13 protein-coding genes are annotated in these 17,583 nt (G+C 46.6%); 5 read left to right on the top strand and 8 right to left on the bottom strand.

What is annotated here, in order from left to right:
* Position 1 precedes the first annotated feature (1 nt).
* The 5 genes from AC121Z_RS07610 to AC121Z_RS07590 form a co-directional block, all read right to left on the bottom strand.
* On the bottom strand, positions 2-844 hold the full coding sequence (locus AC121Z_RS07610; protein WP_498127830.1) for an alpha/beta hydrolase: 843 nt from the start codon (positions 842-844) through the stop codon (positions 2-4).
* Between the two features lie 13 nt (positions 845-857).
* Positions 858-2,705, bottom strand: coding sequence for an alpha-amylase family glycosyl hydrolase (locus tag AC121Z_RS07605; protein ID WP_498127828.1), 1,848 nt, complete (start codon positions 2,703-2,705; stop codon positions 858-860).
* A 318-nt stretch (positions 2,706-3,023) separates the two neighbouring features.
* Positions 3,024-3,176 (bottom strand): DUF5989 family protein, encoded by a 153-nt coding sequence (locus tag AC121Z_RS07600; RefSeq protein ID WP_164084696.1) that lies wholly within the window; start codon positions 3,174-3,176, stop codon positions 3,024-3,026.
* Positions 3,177-3,179: 3 nt separating this feature from the next.
* Positions 3,180-3,614: an SxtJ family membrane protein gene (locus AC121Z_RS07595; protein ID WP_498127826.1), complete on the bottom strand. Its 435-nt coding sequence runs from the start codon at positions 3,612-3,614 to the stop codon at positions 3,180-3,182.
* Positions 3,615-3,617: 3 nt separating this feature from the next.
* Positions 3,618-5,465, bottom strand: coding sequence for a carbamoyltransferase family protein (locus tag AC121Z_RS07590; RefSeq protein ID WP_498127824.1), 1,848 nt, complete (start codon positions 5,463-5,465; stop codon positions 3,618-3,620).
* A 114-nt stretch (positions 5,466-5,579) separates the two neighbouring features.
* Here AC121Z_RS07590 and AC121Z_RS07585 point away from each other — a divergent pair, with 114 nt between their 5' ends.
* The 5 genes from AC121Z_RS07585 to AC121Z_RS07565 all read left to right on the top strand — a co-directional run bounded on the left by AC121Z_RS07585 (position 5,580) and on the right by AC121Z_RS07565 (position 11,584).
* Positions 5,580-7,319, top strand: a complete 1,740-nt coding sequence (locus AC121Z_RS07585; protein WP_498127822.1) for an SGNH/GDSL hydrolase family protein — start codon at positions 5,580-5,582, stop codon at positions 7,317-7,319.
* Complete coding sequence (locus tag AC121Z_RS07580; protein WP_498127820.1) at positions 7,319-9,019, top strand: SGNH/GDSL hydrolase family protein; 1,701 nt, start codon at positions 7,319-7,321, stop codon at positions 9,017-9,019. Before AC121Z_RS07585 ends, AC121Z_RS07580 begins: the two co-directional genes overlap by 1 nt.
* A 170-nt stretch (positions 9,020-9,189) precedes the next feature.
* Positions 9,190-10,098 (top strand): 30S ribosomal protein S6--L-glutamate ligase, encoded by a 909-nt coding sequence (gene rimK / locus AC121Z_RS07575; protein ID WP_498127818.1) that lies wholly within the window; start codon positions 9,190-9,192, stop codon positions 10,096-10,098.
* Positions 10,099-10,101: 3 nt separating this feature from the next.
* Positions 10,102-11,127: a succinylglutamate desuccinylase/aspartoacylase family protein gene (locus AC121Z_RS07570; RefSeq protein WP_498127816.1), complete on the top strand. Its 1,026-nt coding sequence runs from the start codon at positions 10,102-10,104 to the stop codon at positions 11,125-11,127.
* Between the two features lie 19 nt (positions 11,128-11,146).
* Positions 11,147-11,584: an ATP-dependent zinc protease family protein gene (locus tag AC121Z_RS07565; protein ID WP_498127815.1), complete on the top strand. Its 438-nt coding sequence runs from the start codon at positions 11,147-11,149 to the stop codon at positions 11,582-11,584.
* Between the two features lie 201 nt (positions 11,585-11,785).
* On the opposite strand, the gene AC121Z_RS07560 is transcribed toward AC121Z_RS07565, so the two are convergent.
* The 3 genes from AC121Z_RS07560 to AC121Z_RS07550 form a co-directional block, all read right to left on the bottom strand.
* Entirely contained in the window at positions 11,786-12,598 is an 813-nt protein-coding gene (locus AC121Z_RS07560; RefSeq protein ID WP_498127814.1) for a LysR family transcriptional regulator, read from the bottom strand.
* A gap of 103 nt (positions 12,599-12,701) precedes the next feature.
* The gene (locus AC121Z_RS07555; protein ID WP_164084694.1) at positions 12,702-12,848 is read right to left on the bottom strand and encodes a hypothetical protein; all 147 of its coding nucleotides are present in this window, start codon (positions 12,846-12,848) and stop codon (positions 12,702-12,704) included.
* Positions 12,849-13,176: 328 nt separating this feature from the next.
* The gene (locus AC121Z_RS07550) at positions 13,177-17,544 is read right to left on the bottom strand and encodes an alpha-1,6-glucosidase domain-containing protein (protein ID WP_498127812.1); all 4,368 of its coding nucleotides are present in this window, start codon (positions 17,542-17,544) and stop codon (positions 13,177-13,179) included.
* Positions 17,545-17,583 lie beyond the last annotated feature (39 nt).

The following is a 17,583-nucleotide window of genomic DNA, read 5'->3' as shown; positions in this document are numbered from 1 at the left end:
GTTACTCGTAGTTAAATAGGTAATTCAAGGCTGTTTCAAACTGCCCTGACCAAAGTGCTTCATTGTGCTCACCCTGTGGCACCAGAACCGCTCTTAATTGTTGTTCAGTGATATCCTGCTGGCGGTAAATCACCTGCATCCGTTGCCAGCCTGATACCATGGTATCCCCTTCCTGAGCGCCCATACTTGTATAAACACGTTGATGCGGGGCTAGTGTGCGCTGCTGAGCCAGACTAAATGCTGATTCGGCATACCAAAACGAGGGGGAAAATACCCCAGCTTTAGAGAACACCTCAGGGTATTGATGAATAGCATAATGGGATATCAAGCCGCCCATTGAACTCCCCATAATGGCAGTATGCTCAGCGCCGGTTAATACTGGATAGTGAGCCTCTATGTACGGTTTGACGACCGTTAGGATAAAGCTTAGATATTCTGTCCCTAAGGCACTGCCGTATTGCGTGTTGTCCCAAGGACTTAATTCGCGTAAGCGAACCTCTCCCCCATGGTCAATTGCAACCACTATGGGCACTGGCAGATCCTGTTGCACGCGTCTGTCCAGAATTTCATCCACCTGCCATTCATCCACATACGCAGTGCGCTTGTCGAATACATTTTGGCCATCATGCATGTATAACACCGGCACAGGATTAGCAGCGTTTGCGGTTTGCGGAAGGTATACTCGTACAGTGCGGATCTCGTTGGTGTAAGGCATGCGTAAAGTGTTAATGACTGTCACCTGCGCTGTCGCGGTTGAATGCGTTTGCGCCTGTACAGCAGAAAACCTAAACCCTGAGTGGATTACGCAGTAAGCAAGAACAGTAAGAGTTAAAAATTTACTCATCAGGTTAGCGCTATCAAAATTCTAAAACACGGGAACCCAGTGCGTTCAGTGTTATCTGAACCTGCGCAGCCCCTTCGGGGGTCACGATTAAAGTAGCGTCCTCACTGGATAGGTGATCCTGCATCTGATACTGACCGGCCGTTAATCCCCACGCCGTGACTAAATCATCTGGAATATGCAGAGAAAATGTCTTCGATTGCTCGGTAAATTGACTAACCACCAGTAAACGCTGCTTCTTTGTCCAGCGCGCAAAAGCTAACGTTTTATCGTCATAGGCATCGGTTAGATTGATATTTTCGGCATGCAAACTCCGGTATTCACCCAACATTGCTGGATGCTCGGCAGAGAGGCGCATCACTTTGATATAAAACTCACGCAGTTCACGCTCTGTTGTGGAGAGCGCCCCACCATCAAAGCGGCCACCGTTCATCCAACGTTGATGCGCAGGAACCCCCGCATAATCAAAGATGGTTGTGCGTGTCGGATCCCCGAATCCGGTTTCCTCGCTCCCATCCTCACCCACATCTTGACCAAAATACAACATGGTTGGCGAACGACTAATCAACGCCGAAACAACGAGTGCTGGTTTGCCTTTTTCAGCATCCCCGGCGAATTCAGGACTAGCAATACGTTGTTCATCATGATTTTCTAGAAAGTGCAGCATATGCGATTCAATATCAGCTAAGCGCTCTTGCGTCGCCACCAATGTTTGCGTATCACCATGCCCCTGCATGACAGCCTTTAGGCTGTCGTAAAACTCCACTTTGTCATAGAGATAGTCCATTTTACCCAAGTGTAAATAATCACGATACAAATGGGGTTGATAAACCTCGGCAAGTAAAAACGCATTGGGATTCTTCATTTTGATAGAAGCGTTTAAAAAAGACCAAAACTCCACCGGCACCATTTCTGCCATATCATAACGAAACCCGTCGACGCCTTTGTCTAACCAATAATGCACGATGTCATGAAACTTATACCAGCTATCCGGCAACGCTTTGTCTTGCCAAAATGCATAATGGGCCGTGTAGTCTAATTCTCTATATTCGTTCGGTAGGCGTGGGAAGTCATAGGTGCCATCTGGCCGCACACCATAATTGACTTTGACAGTCTCATACCAGTCATTAGCGTCAGGTTGTGCCGCACGGGCCCCATTACCTGTCCATTTTGCCGGCGATTCAGCAAATAAACCGTCGGCCAACGGGTGCGCCTCGCCGCCAAGCGGCTGATAATCCTCAGCAGCGGGTACTTGAAAATCTTCGCCAACCACGTAATAAAAATTGTTATCACGCGCATATTCCACTGTGGTGTCATCATTGGCACCAAAATCTGCAACCCCTTCTGGTGCAGACAGAGACTCATAAGCTCTTGCCACATGATTTGGCACAATATCAATGATTACCCGCATGTCATTTGCATGGGTACGCGCGATCAGGGCTTCAAATTCAGCCAGGCGGTTAGCCGGATCATCAGCTAAATCAGGATTGACGTTGTAATAGTCTTTCACTGCATACGGAGAGCCCGCACGCCCTTTGACTACATCCGGGTCGTCTAAGGAAATTCCATAAGCGGTGTAGTCATTGATCACCGCATGGTGAGGAACTCCCGTATACCATAAGTGAGTGGTGCCAAGTGCCTTAATGCCCTGCAATGCCTCATCAGTAAAATCACTGAATTTTCCGACACCGTTGGTTTCAATAGTGCCCCAAGGTTGATTAGTCGTGTTGGTATTACCGAATAATCGGGTAAAGACCTGATACACGACAGGCTTACCCTGCGCGGATTGCGACTCTATCACCTTAGGCTCCTCTTCAACTGAGTTTGACTGCAGCTGCTGGTGCGACGGTGTACAGCCAAACATAATTGAGGCTCCCACTATAGCAGTACCGAAAACAATACATAGACGTTGTTTACTAAATCTAATACCAATGCCACGTGGAACTTTTACTATCGTCATCGATTGCTCACAAAGTACTCGTCAAACAGATAGCAGCTAGCATACCCGTTAATGAATTGTTAACTCAATCTGCATACGTATGTAGTCGTTAATTAATCCTAATTGGCTAAGTGAGTGAGGGTGCAGATTCAAATCTGAAGGGATAGAACCTAGCTAAATGGCTAATAGACGAAGCGGCTCAGATGATACCAAGCCGCGATAAAGGTGGGCTGCGTTCGAGTCTTAAAACAACGTATAAATAAACGCTGCCAGTGATGATTGTTGAGTCGCAATAACCACAGCTCCTAATAGCGCCATGATGACAACAATGGGCAATAACCACATTTTTTTTCGTACCCGCAAAAAGGCCCATAGATCTTGAAAAAACTCCAACATTGCTTAAAACGGCTCCTTTAAGTTAGCGGCTGTGGGTGGCTTGTCGCGTTTGATCCAATAACTACTTGCTTGTTCAGCTGGTTTGCTTTGATAGGTTAACTTGCCGAACAATCGCAACACCAACCCTAATGGCATAATAAGCACAAAAAAGATGAGCGCAAGGATCAATTGCGTATTCATCCAACCAAGAATACTGGCCACAACTATCCATACGACATAACAGGGATATAACAATACCGGTAGCAGCAACGCAGATACCAGCAAAACACCACTGACGATTAATGGCCAAAAGGGTATGGGATCATGCAGCAACCAAGGAATAAGCAAGCAAAAGAACAGTGGAAATGCAATTGCCATTTGCCACGCAAACTGACGCAATGCTTTGTGATCATCTGCCGCAGCCATAGGTAAACGGATCGACAAAAACCAATTTTTCATGTTTCAGTCCTTTTCAAATGTCACGGCTTTTGCCTTTTCTATCTCAGATTGAGGTTGAGCCGATTTCTCTAACACCCAATTACCCATGACCAAATAATCCATATCTGTGGCCAGAAAACACCGAATGGCATCTGCTGGCGAACACACCGGTGGTTCGCCGCGCACATTAAATGATGTATTAATCAGTACAGCTGTTCCCGTCGCCTGCTCGAAGTCCTGCAGTAGTCTATGCAAGCGCGCATTTTGCGTCGCTTCAACGGTTTGCAAGCGCGCTGAGTAATCGATATGGGTAATCGCAGGCAGTGTCGAGCGCACTTCGTTTACCTTATCGAGACCCGTTTTGACCGAGGTAGCTTCCTGTTTACAGTGCAGAGTTTCTCTTACCTGCGCAGTAAGCAACATGTACGGGCTAGTGCCCGCAAATTCAAAGTATTCGTGCACTTTCTCAGCCAGCACAATTGGCGCAAACGGACGAAATGATTCACGCTGTTTGATCTTGACGTTCATCTGTCGCTGCATCGAAGTACTGCGCGCATCCCCTAGGATAGAACGATTACCTAATGCTCTTGGGCCAAACTCCATGCGTCCTTGAAACCACCCTACTACCTTATCAGCACATAACCACTCTACCGCGCGCGCGAACAATTCATCATCAGCATATCGCTCTGCGGGCAGGGATAATTGATTGATTGCTGCAGCGATATCCTCATCGTTGTAGTCCGGACCTAGGTAAGCGCCCTGCATAGTATCCTGTGCGACTGTTTGAACTGGTTCACGTGGGCCTGAAAAATGCGCATGCCAAACTTCTAACGCAGCACCTAAAGCTCCCCCAGCATCACCTGCGGCGGGTTGGATCCAAATATCATCATAGCCTGCTTGAGCAAGGATCTGTGCGTTTGCGACACAGTTCAAAGCTACGCCGCCGGCCATACAGAGTTGGCTAGCACCGGTTAACTGTTTGGCGTGTTGGGCAATTTTGATTACGACGTCCTCAGTAACCACTTGAATAGATCGCGCCAGATCACAATGCTTTTGGGTTGGTGTAGCATCAGGCGGTAATGGATCATCACCGAAGAGTTGATGAAAATGACGATTGGTCATCACCTTGCCTACGGCATAATCAAAAAACCGCATATTGAGGCGAAAACTGCCATCGGATTTTACCTCAATCAAATTCGCGTATATTTGATCAACATAGTTTGGCTCACCATACGGCGCAAGCCCCATGAGCTTGTATTCGCCAGCGTTAACCCTAAATCCGCAATAATAGGTAAAAGCAGAATACAGTAACCCCAATGAATGGGGAAAATGGATCTCTTCTAACAGCGTTAACGTGGCGTCCTTTCCGTGCCACACTGACGTAGTAGCCCACTCGCCGACGCCATCTAAACAAATTACCGCGGCGTCTTGAAATGGACTGGGATAATACGCTGACGCCGCATGACTTTGGTGATGCTCGGTAAACAGCAGTTCTGGTAATGCTTGCGTGCTACCGGAGCCAATCGAGCGTAATTCTCTGCGCAGTAAACTCTTTAAATACAACTTTTCCTTTAACCAAATAGGCATTGCTTTAGTAAAACTCACAAAGCCCTTGGGCGCGTGCGCCAGATACGTCTCGAGTAAGCGCTCGAATTTGAGCAGTGGTTTATCGTAGAACACCACAGCATCGAGTTGTTGAATATCCGTCGCCGCAGCGTCTAGACAATATTCAATAGCATGACGAGGAAAGCGAGGGTCATGTTTTTTCCGCGAAAACCGTTCTTCCTGCGCTGCTGCAATAATTTTCCCATCAACCACAATACATGCTGCGCTGTCATGATAATACGCTGAAATACCGAGAATTTTCGCCATCTACATTCATTTTAAAACACAAATATTGCGTCGCATAATGACCGATAAGATATTGTTATTCAATCCTATCCCGACTAACCTCGGTGTTTTTAATTGTTGATAAGTAATTTGACTGTGCCAAATAACCACCGCACAACCCGTCCTGTGTTTTATCTGATCATGCTTGCGCTACCCGCGCTGTTCCTGCTGGGTTTGGAAGGTACTTTGCGCTTAATGGGTTTTGGCCAGCACTACCCATTATTTGTGCCTACTTCACATTCAGTAGAGCTGTTGCAACCCAACCCAAACATTATCCAGCGTTACTTTCATCATCCAGCAGCAGCACCAAGGGTTGCACCCGATACTTTTATTTTTGCTGCACAGAAACCGCACGATTCCCTGCGACTTGTGGTTATGGGGGGATCGACCGCCGCGGGCTTTCCTTATGGTAGGTTTGGCTCACCTTCAGGTATGCTGAACCATCAACTTAAACAGCTTTACCCGGAACGGGATATCGAAGTCATTTCGGTTGCAATGGCCAGTATCAATAGTTACGCGTTACGCGACTTTAGTTCTGAAGTTGCGGCGCTCAAGCCTGATGCTGTGCTCATTTATGCAGGTCATAATGAATATTTAGGTGTAATGGGTGTCGGCTCGGTTTACGCTGGGACCGGTGGTCACTTAAGCAACCTGTTATTGCTCAAATTGAAATCTTCGCGGGTATTTCAATTACTACAAAAATTGCTGCAACCAGCACCCAATAACACGTCGCAACAACTGGGCAGAACCGTTATGGCAACGGTCGCCAAAGACAAACATATTCCAATTCACTCAGACTTGTATTATGCAGGTATTGCCCAATTTCGCAGTAATCTCCAGGCGGTTATAGAAACCTTTCAACAGCACAACATTCCAGTGTTGTTGAGCAACCTAGTGTCTAATGAACAGCACCAGCCGCCATTCGAAAGTTTGCCTGACAGTGCTGGCTTAGACGCTTCAGCCACCTTGAATTTTAGGCGCGCCAATGAACACTTTAGCGCAGGCGCAATAAACCAAGCGCGCGAGCATTTTCAAATTGCTCGTGATCTCGACTTATTGCGCTTTCGCGCGCCAAGCCAAATCAATCAGGAAATTACCCAACTAGCGAGAGCTACGGGCGTGTACTTGGTCGACAGTGATAAAATTGTCCGCAACGACACGGCACACGGAATTATTGGCAATGGGCATATGCTAGAGCATTTACATCCGACAGCTAGGGGTTATTTTAAACTGGCGCAAGCGTTTCTTTTAAGTCTGCAACAGCATGAGCTATTACCAAAGGTAGCGGCAGTTTCGCCGACTGCGCTATGGCAAACGATTCCACTAACCGATGTGGATCATCAATTTGCAGCGTTTAAAGTACAGCAACTGGTTTCTGACTATCCATTTCAGTCAACCCCTATACCCTTTAGATTGCCGCAGCCCAACGATCCGCTTGCACGTTTTGCAGTCGCGCGTTTTGAAGGTCAGCCCTGGTTAGAGCAACAGAGTGCTTTGTTAACTTATTTCCAGCAACAACAAGAACCACTGCAGGCAGCCACTGTAGCGAGTGTCATGTCTGATGCTTTGTATGCAAACCATGAAGCTGAAAATGCAGCGAGTCAGTTATACCGCCAGGCCAATCAACTGGCATTGAGTCAATATCACGCGCGCCGCGCAGTTAAGTTACGTCCCTCATCTTTCGCCTATCGTATGCACTATGCACAGGTGCTTTATTTACAAGAAAAGTTTAATCCCGCGCATGAGCAGTTGCTTGCAGCGCTAAACATCGAGCCTACGAACCCGCAGGCACAATATTATTTACAGCAAGTTACACAAAAAATGGTAGGACAATAATGCACTTAAATTCCAAAGTATGGTTGTTTAGAGCAATTATGCTGTGCCTACCGGTATTGATTCTGGGGCTTTTAGAACTCAGCTTGCGTTGGCTGTCGATCACTCCACCTACCCCATTATTTATCGACAATCCAGTGCACGAAGACTATCAACTGCCACGAGCAGATGTTCTGTCTCGCTATTTTCCAGCGCAAGCAGAGGCGCCCAATGTGACGTTAGAAGCCAACTTTTTGCTCAAGCAAAAACCTCACAATGGGTTTCGCGTGTTTGTACAAGGAGGTTCAACCGCAGCTGGCTATCCTTATGGGTTAGGCGCATCTCTCGCAGGTATGCTTGATCACCGTCTGAAAGCCAGCCTGCCGGGCCGCTATGTCGAAGTCATTAATACCGCACTTTCGGCAGTAAACTCGCATACGCTGCTGGATTTGGCGGATGAAATTATTGCTCAACAACCCGATGCGATTGTGATCTATGCTGGGCATAATGAATATTTAGGCGTACTTGGGGTGGGTTCTAATTTCACCTTAGGAGAGCAGTATTGGTTAACACGAACCATGCTATGGTTAAAAGACTTTCATATCTATCAATTGTTGCAACGTACTATTTACGCATTGACCGCTACACAGGCAAAACCTACTGATTTGCCTGCACGCAGAACCGTTATGTCGCAAGTGGCAAAACACCAAAGCATCGAAAAAAATTCCGCGCTGTATACAGCGGGCATTGCGCAATTCTCACGCAATATAAAGCACCTGGTAGCACGCTACCAAGCGGCTGGGATCCCTGTTTTTATTAGCACTATTGCAAGCAATCTGCGCGATCAGGCGCCTTTTGCGAGTCAGCCGATCCCTGCCGCTTTTCATCAAGCCAAAGCGCAAGTTAATACATCACAAGCCTTAGTTGAACTCGCCGCCAAATGGCAAGCGTCGACTTCAGCCGATCTGCATTATGAGCTCGCTAGTGCGTTCGAGTCTTATGCTCAAATGCCCTACGCGAAACGCCACTACCTTTTAGCCAAAGAGCATGACCTATTGCGATTTAGAGCACCAGAAGCCATCAATGAAGTTATCAAGTCCCTCACGCAAGCTTCTGGCGTTTATCTAGTTGATGCTCTGCAAGCTTTGGAAGCTCGTAGCAAAGATCAAATCATCGGACGCAGTCTAATGCTAGAACACTTGCATCCCAACGTACCAGGATACTTTGTCATCGCCGACACCGTTTATCAATCGATGTCACAGTCAGGATTATTCCGACCTTGGCAAACCGTTGATACCGCAACGGCTTGGCAACGTCGTCCACTGTTGCCAGCAGAAGAATACTTCGGTTTCGCTAGTATTCTCACCTTAATGGCTGATTACCCATTCACAGATTCGCCCAAGCCAGTAGTATTGCCGCCTCCCAATGATTGGCAACAGACCTTAGGACTGCAACAGTTTCGTAAACAAATTAATTGGCTAAACATGGCGCAGCAGTCAGCACAGCGCTATCAGGATGAGGGAAATCGCAATATGTACGTGAAAACTACGCAAATAATTGCTGACGCATTACCGCACGACCCTATCGCCAATACCAAAGCAGCTGAACTTCTGATGCAAGACCAACGCGATACAGAAGCACTGTTTTATGCATTACGCGCTGAACGTGCGGGGGATGTTACACCGTCAACCCTAAAGCTAATCGAGAATCTAAAGCGTAATTAAACTGTCACGTTCGGGAACGCTCAAGCTCTACTGGCTTGTCCGCACTTGCCTCTACTTGCAAGAGTTCAAGTAGTTGTAAAACCTTGCATTTATCATTACTCGAAAAGATAACAGTAGTCTTAGCGTTTGCTACACTGATACACTTGGCAAAAGCAATTTGGAAATTGATTATGCGTATAGCTGTTCTTTCACGGAACCCAAAACTTTATTCAACACGGCGCCTAGTTGAAGCCGGTCAGGCTCGAGGCCATCAGGTGGATGTTGTTGACACCATGCACTGTTACATGGACATAACCAGTAATCGGCCATCCGTGCGGTATAAGGGTAAACCTCTGCCAAAGTACGATGCAATTATTCCGCGCATCGGTGCCTCAGTGACTTTCTATGGCACATCCGTTGTGCGCCAGTTCGAAATGATGGGGACTTTTTCCATAAACGAGTCAGTTGCCATCAGTCGTTCACGTGATAAGTTACGCTCCTTACAATTGCTCTCGCGCAAAGGCATCGGAATGCCACGCACAGGCTTTGCTAACCATCCTGATCGCATTGATGATTTGATCAAAAATGTTGGTGGTGCACCTGTCGTAATTAAACTGTTGGAAGGTACCCAAGGGATTGGTGTGGTGCTAGCGGATACCGCGAAAGCAGCTGAAGCAATAATCGAAGCTTTTATGGGAATTGGTGCCAACATTTTGGTGCAAGAGTACATCAAAGAAGCCGGTGGTGCGGACATTCGCTGTTTGGTCGTGGGCGGCAAAGTCATTGCTGCAATGAAGCGTCAGGCCGCGCCCGGCGAGTTTCGCTCTAACTTACATAGAGGTGGATCAGCTAGCATTGTTCGCTTGTCTCCGGCTGAGCGTAAAACCGCTGTCGATGCCGCAAAAACCATGGGCTTAAACATGGCTGGTGTCGATATTTTACGCTCTAAACATGGTCCAGTAGTCATGGAAGTTAACTCGTCCCCCGGTTTAGAAGGTATTGAAACCGCCACCGGTAAAGACGTTGCAGGTATGCTGATTGCTCATATAGAAAGTAAAATCAATACTAAAACGAGTACTAAAACCCGCGGTAAAGGTTAGTCAATGAGTACGTTAGTCATCAATGGCCAATCCATAAAGCCAGGCGAAACCAAACGCTTGGAACTTCCTTTACCGCCCTTATACACCGATACGCACATGTCAATTCCTGTGCATGTGCAACGCGGTAAACGCCCTGGGCCAACGCTGTTTGTTAGTTCTGCGATCCACGGTGATGAGCTAAATGGCATTGAAATAGTGGGTCGTTTGTTAAAATCTCGCAGCATCAAAAACTTGCGGGGTACATTAATCGCGGTGCCAATGGTTAATGTGTATGGCGTACTTAATCAAAGTCGCTACTTACCTGACAGACGAGATTTAAATAGGAGCTTTCCCGGCAGTAAAAAAGGCTCGCTTGCTGGACGCATTGCTAACTTATTTCTAAAAGAGATTATTAAGCAATCAGATTACGGGATTGATTTGCACACCGGCGCAATTCATCGCAGCAACTTGCCGCAGATCCGTGCTGATTTGGATGATGAGGAAACCTTTGCCATCGCCAGCGCGTTTGGTGTGCCAGTAATGTTAAACGCCGATATCCGCGACGGGTCTTTGCGCCAAGCCGCGGGTGACGTGGGTGTGAAAGTGATCCTGTATGAAGCTGGCCAAGCATTGCGCTACGACGAATTTTCCATTCGCGCAGGAGTAAAAGGCATCGTTAACGTGATGCGTGAGATCGGTATGCTAAATAAGCGTAAAGCGAAAGGTCGCGATATCAAGCGTTTTATTGCACGAGAGAGTGGCTGGGTAAGAGCCACAGAAAGCGGCTTTGTGCATCATATCGCGCAATTAGGCGATCATGTAGCAAAGGGCGATACACTTGCACGTATTTCTGATCCATACGGCACGGACCTGGATTTAGTGACTAGCCCTGCAGAAGGCATCGTAATCGGCAAACAAAATATTCCATTAACGCAAGAAGGTGAAGCAATGTACCACATTGCCTACTTCTCTAAACCTGACAGTGTGGCTGAGCATGTTGAATTACTCCAAGGTAATTTAAGTGACGAAGCACCAACACTTGTATTTTAGTTGAGATAAATGCATGAGAATGGTTAATAACAAACATATCGTTGGTTCATTAGAGCTTTGCAACCTGCCGGAGCTAACCATCGAAAACCTTAATGTTCGCGTAGATACTGGGGCTGCGACCTCTTCATTGCATGTTGATAATCTGGAAGAGTTCCAACGCGATGGTGAGGACTGGGTAAGTTTTGATATCCACCCCAATATCCACAATGTAGATGAAATCGTGCGTCGTGAAGCCAAGGTTAGCGCGGTTAAAAACATTAAAAGTTCAACTGCTACACGTGAACGACGTTATGTCATTGAGACTGACATTGTGATGGCGGGTATGCGCTGGCAAATTCAATTGACCTTAACCGACCGTTCGGAGATGACCTATTTGATGTTACTCGGCCGTGAAGCCATGAGCGGGCGTATAGTGGTTGATCCAGAACACGAATACCTGCTGACTCAACCTGAGTAGGTATTGAGCGTTAGTTTGCTAAGCCAATTGCGTTGCTACTATCAACATAATAACCCATTGAATAGCCGCTTGGCGATGCTAGTAATGTTCTGATTTACAGGCACCTCGCCTACATCGTAGACATAGCAAAAAAGGAGAGAAATTCAGTCAACAGAGCTGCTATTTAAGCGAACTTCGTTAAGCAAGAGGACTAAAAGATTTTCATCCCTTAACTGCCGTGATCAAGGCTTGAATATGAGTCAACTGCACTTGTTTTAAGTAGCAGGCGTAAACTTTTAAGGTCTTTGATGCTGCTTTACCCTGCTCAGCGCCCCACCCCCATTGCGCTAAGTTAGCGGTTGTTGGGAGCACCACCGAACAGTTTTGGCTATGTGCTAAGCTAGCTGCTAGTCGGAGTGAATTGGTTTTAAACAGAGTCCGCTGGCAGTGCGGAAACTCAATTTGCAAGGCATCTAACAATTTGGCCGGGTAATTAACCTGCACACAACATTGCTGCTCGGCCGCAGCGGCCTCATTATTGAACAACGCTAGCGGCGCTTCTAAAACGCACACCGACTCAATGTCGTCTGATTTTAATGGTTCAGTTACTAAGCCAACATTTAATACGCGCTCATGTAATTGACGTGAAATCACATCGGCAGTTTCTGTGTTTATACTGATAACTTGCTCAGGGATGCGTTGTTGCGCATAAGCACCTAATTTTTCGGATAACAGCTCTGCAGCTATCTCATTCACACCAATAGCGAACACATCGGGCGCGATTTCTGCAACAGAGCCCCGGCTTTGCGCAAGTAAATCAACCACATGCTTCGCATACGGCAATAGCCGCTCTCCGGCTAACGTGGGCTTAATATGGTTACGGGTACGCTCAACCAGCTCTACCTTGTAGTACTCCTCTAATGAGCGAATACGTGCACTAACGGCGGCTTGGGTAATAAAGAGGTTCTCAGCTGCTCGACCAAAGTGCCGAGTGTTGCAGACTTCAATAAAAGTAGATAGAAAACGTGTATCCAAAACAATACAAAATAATCCGGTTTGTATTGCCAGTATCTACGTTCAAAGGCATTCTAGCAAGGGCATCTCAGTAAAAAGACACCCTATTTCTAACGACATCTAACTATTGCGCGTATTCAGGGTAATCGCCACCGTGTCGCTTCTGCTCCCGATGGAAGCGCCCGCGTTTCGATTCTTTCTTCTTGCCTTTACCCAAATCTTCGTAATCGTCTTCGTACTCGTCGTCGAATCGCTTATGTTTCTTGTTCATCTCTTTACGTAATAGGTTTATCCACATTGGATGCGAACAAGATAGCGCTTTGCAAAGCAAATTAAAGCAAATTGTTTTGTTCGTCATGATAAATTTTTTTTATCGAAATATTCGGTGATAACAGGCTCATAAACCGCGGTATTTTACTTCAACCTAATAAATCTTTACTTAATCACTCGTGAATAATAAATGCTTTAACAGCTAAATTATTCATCAGATTCAAATTGACAATCTGAGGCCAACAGACGCCCTTTGGTAGGTTTAACCCTGATCGACTACGCAATAAAAAAGGCTGCATAGGCAGCCTTTTTTCAATACAAGCGTGACATTACTGCTGCCATGTAACCTTTAGGTCTGGCGTTTCAGCATTTGGACCAATAAGTTCAAACTTGTAAATACCTGCTCTAGGAATTTCAAGCGATAGGTCACCACCACTGTTAGTGGCTAACGGCAAACGATCGCCAAGCGAAACTGCAGCCCCCTCGCTTCCTGCCCCCTTATTAACTGTTGACCAGTCAGCATCAGCAACTTTGAAGTTCATCGTTCCTGCCTCAAGAGTAATTTCAGCAGAATAGGTATACTCATTATCAAAGCTCATGGCCGCTCCGCTTCCCCATCCGTCGAATGAGCCACGAACGAATATTTGCGTGTCACCATACATTCCAACTGGACTTATGCTCATTTCTGGAGCCTCCGTATTTCCAGCATCAACAGTGAAATAATATTCACCCAAGTCGTCTTCATTTAACGTCAGTGGTATGTCGCTTCCTGGAGATTCAAGTGCAAAGGGTGCATTCAGACTTACAGCGCTACCATCGTTACCAAAGTTGACCGTACTCCAATCAGCACTTGCAAACTTGAAGCGTTGCTCTGTAGCGGTCAGATCAATTTTAACCGTATAGATATCATCTTCAGTGTATACAGTGGGGTTGGTTTCTCCCCAATCACCGTTAACACCTCGAATGAATGCAACAGTATCACCATAAGGTGCACTGTCAGATACCGTTTTGACAGTCAACGTTGGTGCTTCAACATCAAATGCATTAAGGGTAAACAAATACGCTGTTGATTCTGCCGCCGTGAACAACAAGTTGTTGTTCGATGTAACTAATGGTTTTTCTTCGCCTTCAATGACTTCTCGACCAACATCGTCACCCGATTCTGCACCGAGATTAACTGTTGCCCAGTCTTGGCTGGCAACTTTGAAGTTGTATGATTGACCTGCGTTCAAATCAACACTGATTTCATACAGTCCTTCTCCTTGATAAATAAAGGGCTGGACTGCTGGATCAGCCCAGCCATTCATTTCACCACGCAGATAAACTACCGTATCGCCATAAGGAAGTACTTCAGGCGCTCCAGCAGTAGCAGTCGCAGCTAATCCGTATCCTTGCTCACCCATCTGAGGTTTAACAAACACTGCCATCGTCTGTGCTGGTACCGTAAATGTGCCATTACCCTGCGATTCATCAACACCTTCGACAAAGTTAGCATTTCGAACAGTTGGATCAATCGAGTTCGCTTGAACCATATGCAATTCAAAACCTGTTGCAGTATTCACAGTAATCGATTTTTCTTCATAACCACTGTTAACTACAACGACAATTGCATCATAGTTAGGATCTAGGTCAGGTAGCACGTTATCACTATCTGGAGTCACACCATCATCGATACTCATAACAATAAGATTTGCTTGTTGGCGTGATCCTAGGTTATGGAATCCAACTCGATCAATAATCTCTTGAGATGAGGTCAACCGGAACAACGAACTTTCAGTACGAATTTGCAAAAACTCTTTGAATACTTCAGAAGCAAATTCAATTTCATTCATACTTGCTGCTCGCTCTGGCTCATAGATGAAGGTAGACATTTCTGTCCAACGATTTTCATTATCTTGAGCTAGCGGAAAACCAACATTCCAATTGTTACTCTGTTGCGTGAAATCTACATAGTTAAACCAATCACCGGAATCGTAAGTGTTACGATCCATCGACTTCGAACGCAACATGTCACCACCCATCTGCAGGAATGGAATGCCCTGCGATAAAATTGGAATACCAATACCAATATTCTGAGCGCGTACACGTTCTGCTAACGTTAAACTGTCTGGTAATACATAGTTGAACTGATCCCATAGGGTCTCATTATCATGTTTTGACACATAATTGATGATGTCAGCAGGGTCTTTCGCGTATCCGCCAACTGCGCTGCCAGGAGAAGCACCGCCACTTGCAACTGGGAGAATATAGTCAGCTAATGTGCCAGCCATGCCGAGTTTAACCCGATCTTGCGCATTAAAATCATATTCAGCTGGATTACTACCAAATATTCCGCCCTGACGAATCGCTTCACGAATACGATCGTTAAAGGTACCGATCTCAGTACCAGCCATATTCAACTGATTGGCTTGCTCGTAGCCACGATCGATCTTCGTCCAACCTTCACCATAGAAATAGTTGTCGGGGTCAATCGCTTGAACCGCGTCGCGTAAACGCACCATGGTATCTTTGGTGGCTTGGCTCATAATGTCAAAACGGAAGGAGTCGAACTTATATTGCTCAGTCCAAAGCACAAGTGAATCGTGCATCAGTTTTTCCATCATCACATTACGTGGCTCGGTATCATCACAGCAAGTTTCGCGAACGATTGCCCCAGAGTCCACCTCATAGCGGTGATAATAGCCCGGCACGACTTTATCTAAGACTGATTTAGGGAAAACGCCAGACGCATTGGTATGGTTATACACTACGTCCAATGCAACACGCAGACCTAAGCCATGCAATGCTTGGTTCATTGCACGCATTTCGATGATCCGCTCTACCCCTTCTGGATTTGACGCATAGCTACCTTCTGGCGCATTAAAGTGATGCGGATCATAACCCCAGTTGAACTGGTCATAATTACGCATGTCATTGGCCAGCGCCTGTGCTTTAGTGGGTTCTTGCACCGCGTCATAGCTTGCGAACAAATCGCCTAGCGTCATCGCAGGGTCAGCTTCGTCACAAACAGAAGCATTGCGATTCAACAAGCATAACTGTGCAACAGTACTATTAAAGTCGACCGTTTTAGTCACATCTTCTTCAATCGTTGCAATGTCATTTGCAGGCAACATGTGGAAGTGAGTCACACCTGCTTCAGCCATACTACGCAGGTACTCAACCGGCACACTGCCTTCTTCAGTAAAGGCCAGATACTTACCACGATTTTCAGCAGATACACTTTCATCAAGCACACTGAAATCGCGAATGTGACCTTCATAAATCACAATATCTTCTGGGTTAGCGACAACGGGGATGTTATGAGTATCCCAACCTTCCGGCTTAAGATCGTCATCGTTTAGATTAACAAATCGTGAGAAGCGGCCATTAGTTGACAACGACACAGAATACGGGTCAGTCACCTCCAAAGTTTCAACCTTACCGGTAACTGGATGATAAACCGTGACTTCGTAACGGTATAACGTGCGATCCAATGACATATCACCCGCGTAGCTCCAAACACCACTGGCAGGATCTTCAGTCATACTAATAGCACTCGCCAATGTCTTATTGTCGTTGTATGACAAGAGACGAACATTTCTTGCGGTAGGCGCCCAAAGCGCAGCAGTAATGCCGTTGTCAGTATAAACTGGGCCCAGAGCAGCCTCATCAGCATCCGCTTCACCCGTTGTGTACAACTGGTCGAGGGCGTTGGCGATCTGGATCCCGGTTGCCGCAACAAGCGTTCCTTCACCATCGTATCCGGCTAGCACCGCTTGAGTTTTTAATACCGCTTTAGCATCCTCAGCAGACCAGGCTCCTTGGAAAGCTGGCAAATCGGCCAAATGCGGTGCAATAGCTGCCTGCTCTTCAGTTAATGTCACAGGCTCTAAATCAATCGCAGTGCCGTTGAGGCCGTTCTCCAATGTTGCTTCAAGATCCGCTGCAGCAGAGTAATGCAGTTTCATTGATTCAATGCCTTCCATATCCAATGCGGAAACCAAGGTATTTGCATCTAACCAATGCGCAGCCATGCCGTCAATTTCAACAGGTTGAGGGCCTAACGAAATAATTGGGAATTCGAATACAGTCGTTTCGCCAGAGAGCACAAAGTTCATCCGTGCGAAACGCGCATCATCTTGATCCAAAGGCCCTTTTTGATCAGGGCCCGGATCTTTACCAGCATCATCAGTACCGATGTGTACGATAAAGTTATGACAAGAACCAGCAGTACCTGCGTAGCCGGGTTTTAAATTTAAGATCCAATATGCACCGTAGTTGGGATCAACCCCATCGTGCTCGCGCCCCGCGGCCCAGTCTGTATCGGGGTCAGCATAGGCATCACAGGCGTCATTACTCCATGTATGTAGCTTATACCCCGTATAGGCCGGATCATTCGGTGAATTATCTGCATCTACCGCAGCGCGGTTGTAATACAACACCGCTTGGTCGTCAGCAGGAAAGAAAACCGGATCCGGTAGGGTTGGATCTGCGCCAACTACACACGCATCATTGGTCTCATTAGGCACCGTTGGTGGGGTGCACTGGATAGGTGGAGGTGGCACACAGGTAGTGCCAGTCTCGTCAGGTACATTTGGGGCGTCACAGGTCAGAAGATTGTTGGTTCCACTTTCAGTACCGGAACCGCCACAGCCTGACAAGATCAGCGCGGACAGCATTAGCAGCATAGCTCCTAATGCGCGTGAACGATTAAACATAGGTAATTGCTCCAATGTTACGCTTAAATTTTTGGTGAC

The organism is Alteromonas sp. DYW1 (genome assembly GCF_059752595.1).
This window is presented reverse-complemented; position numbering and strand designations above follow the sequence as displayed.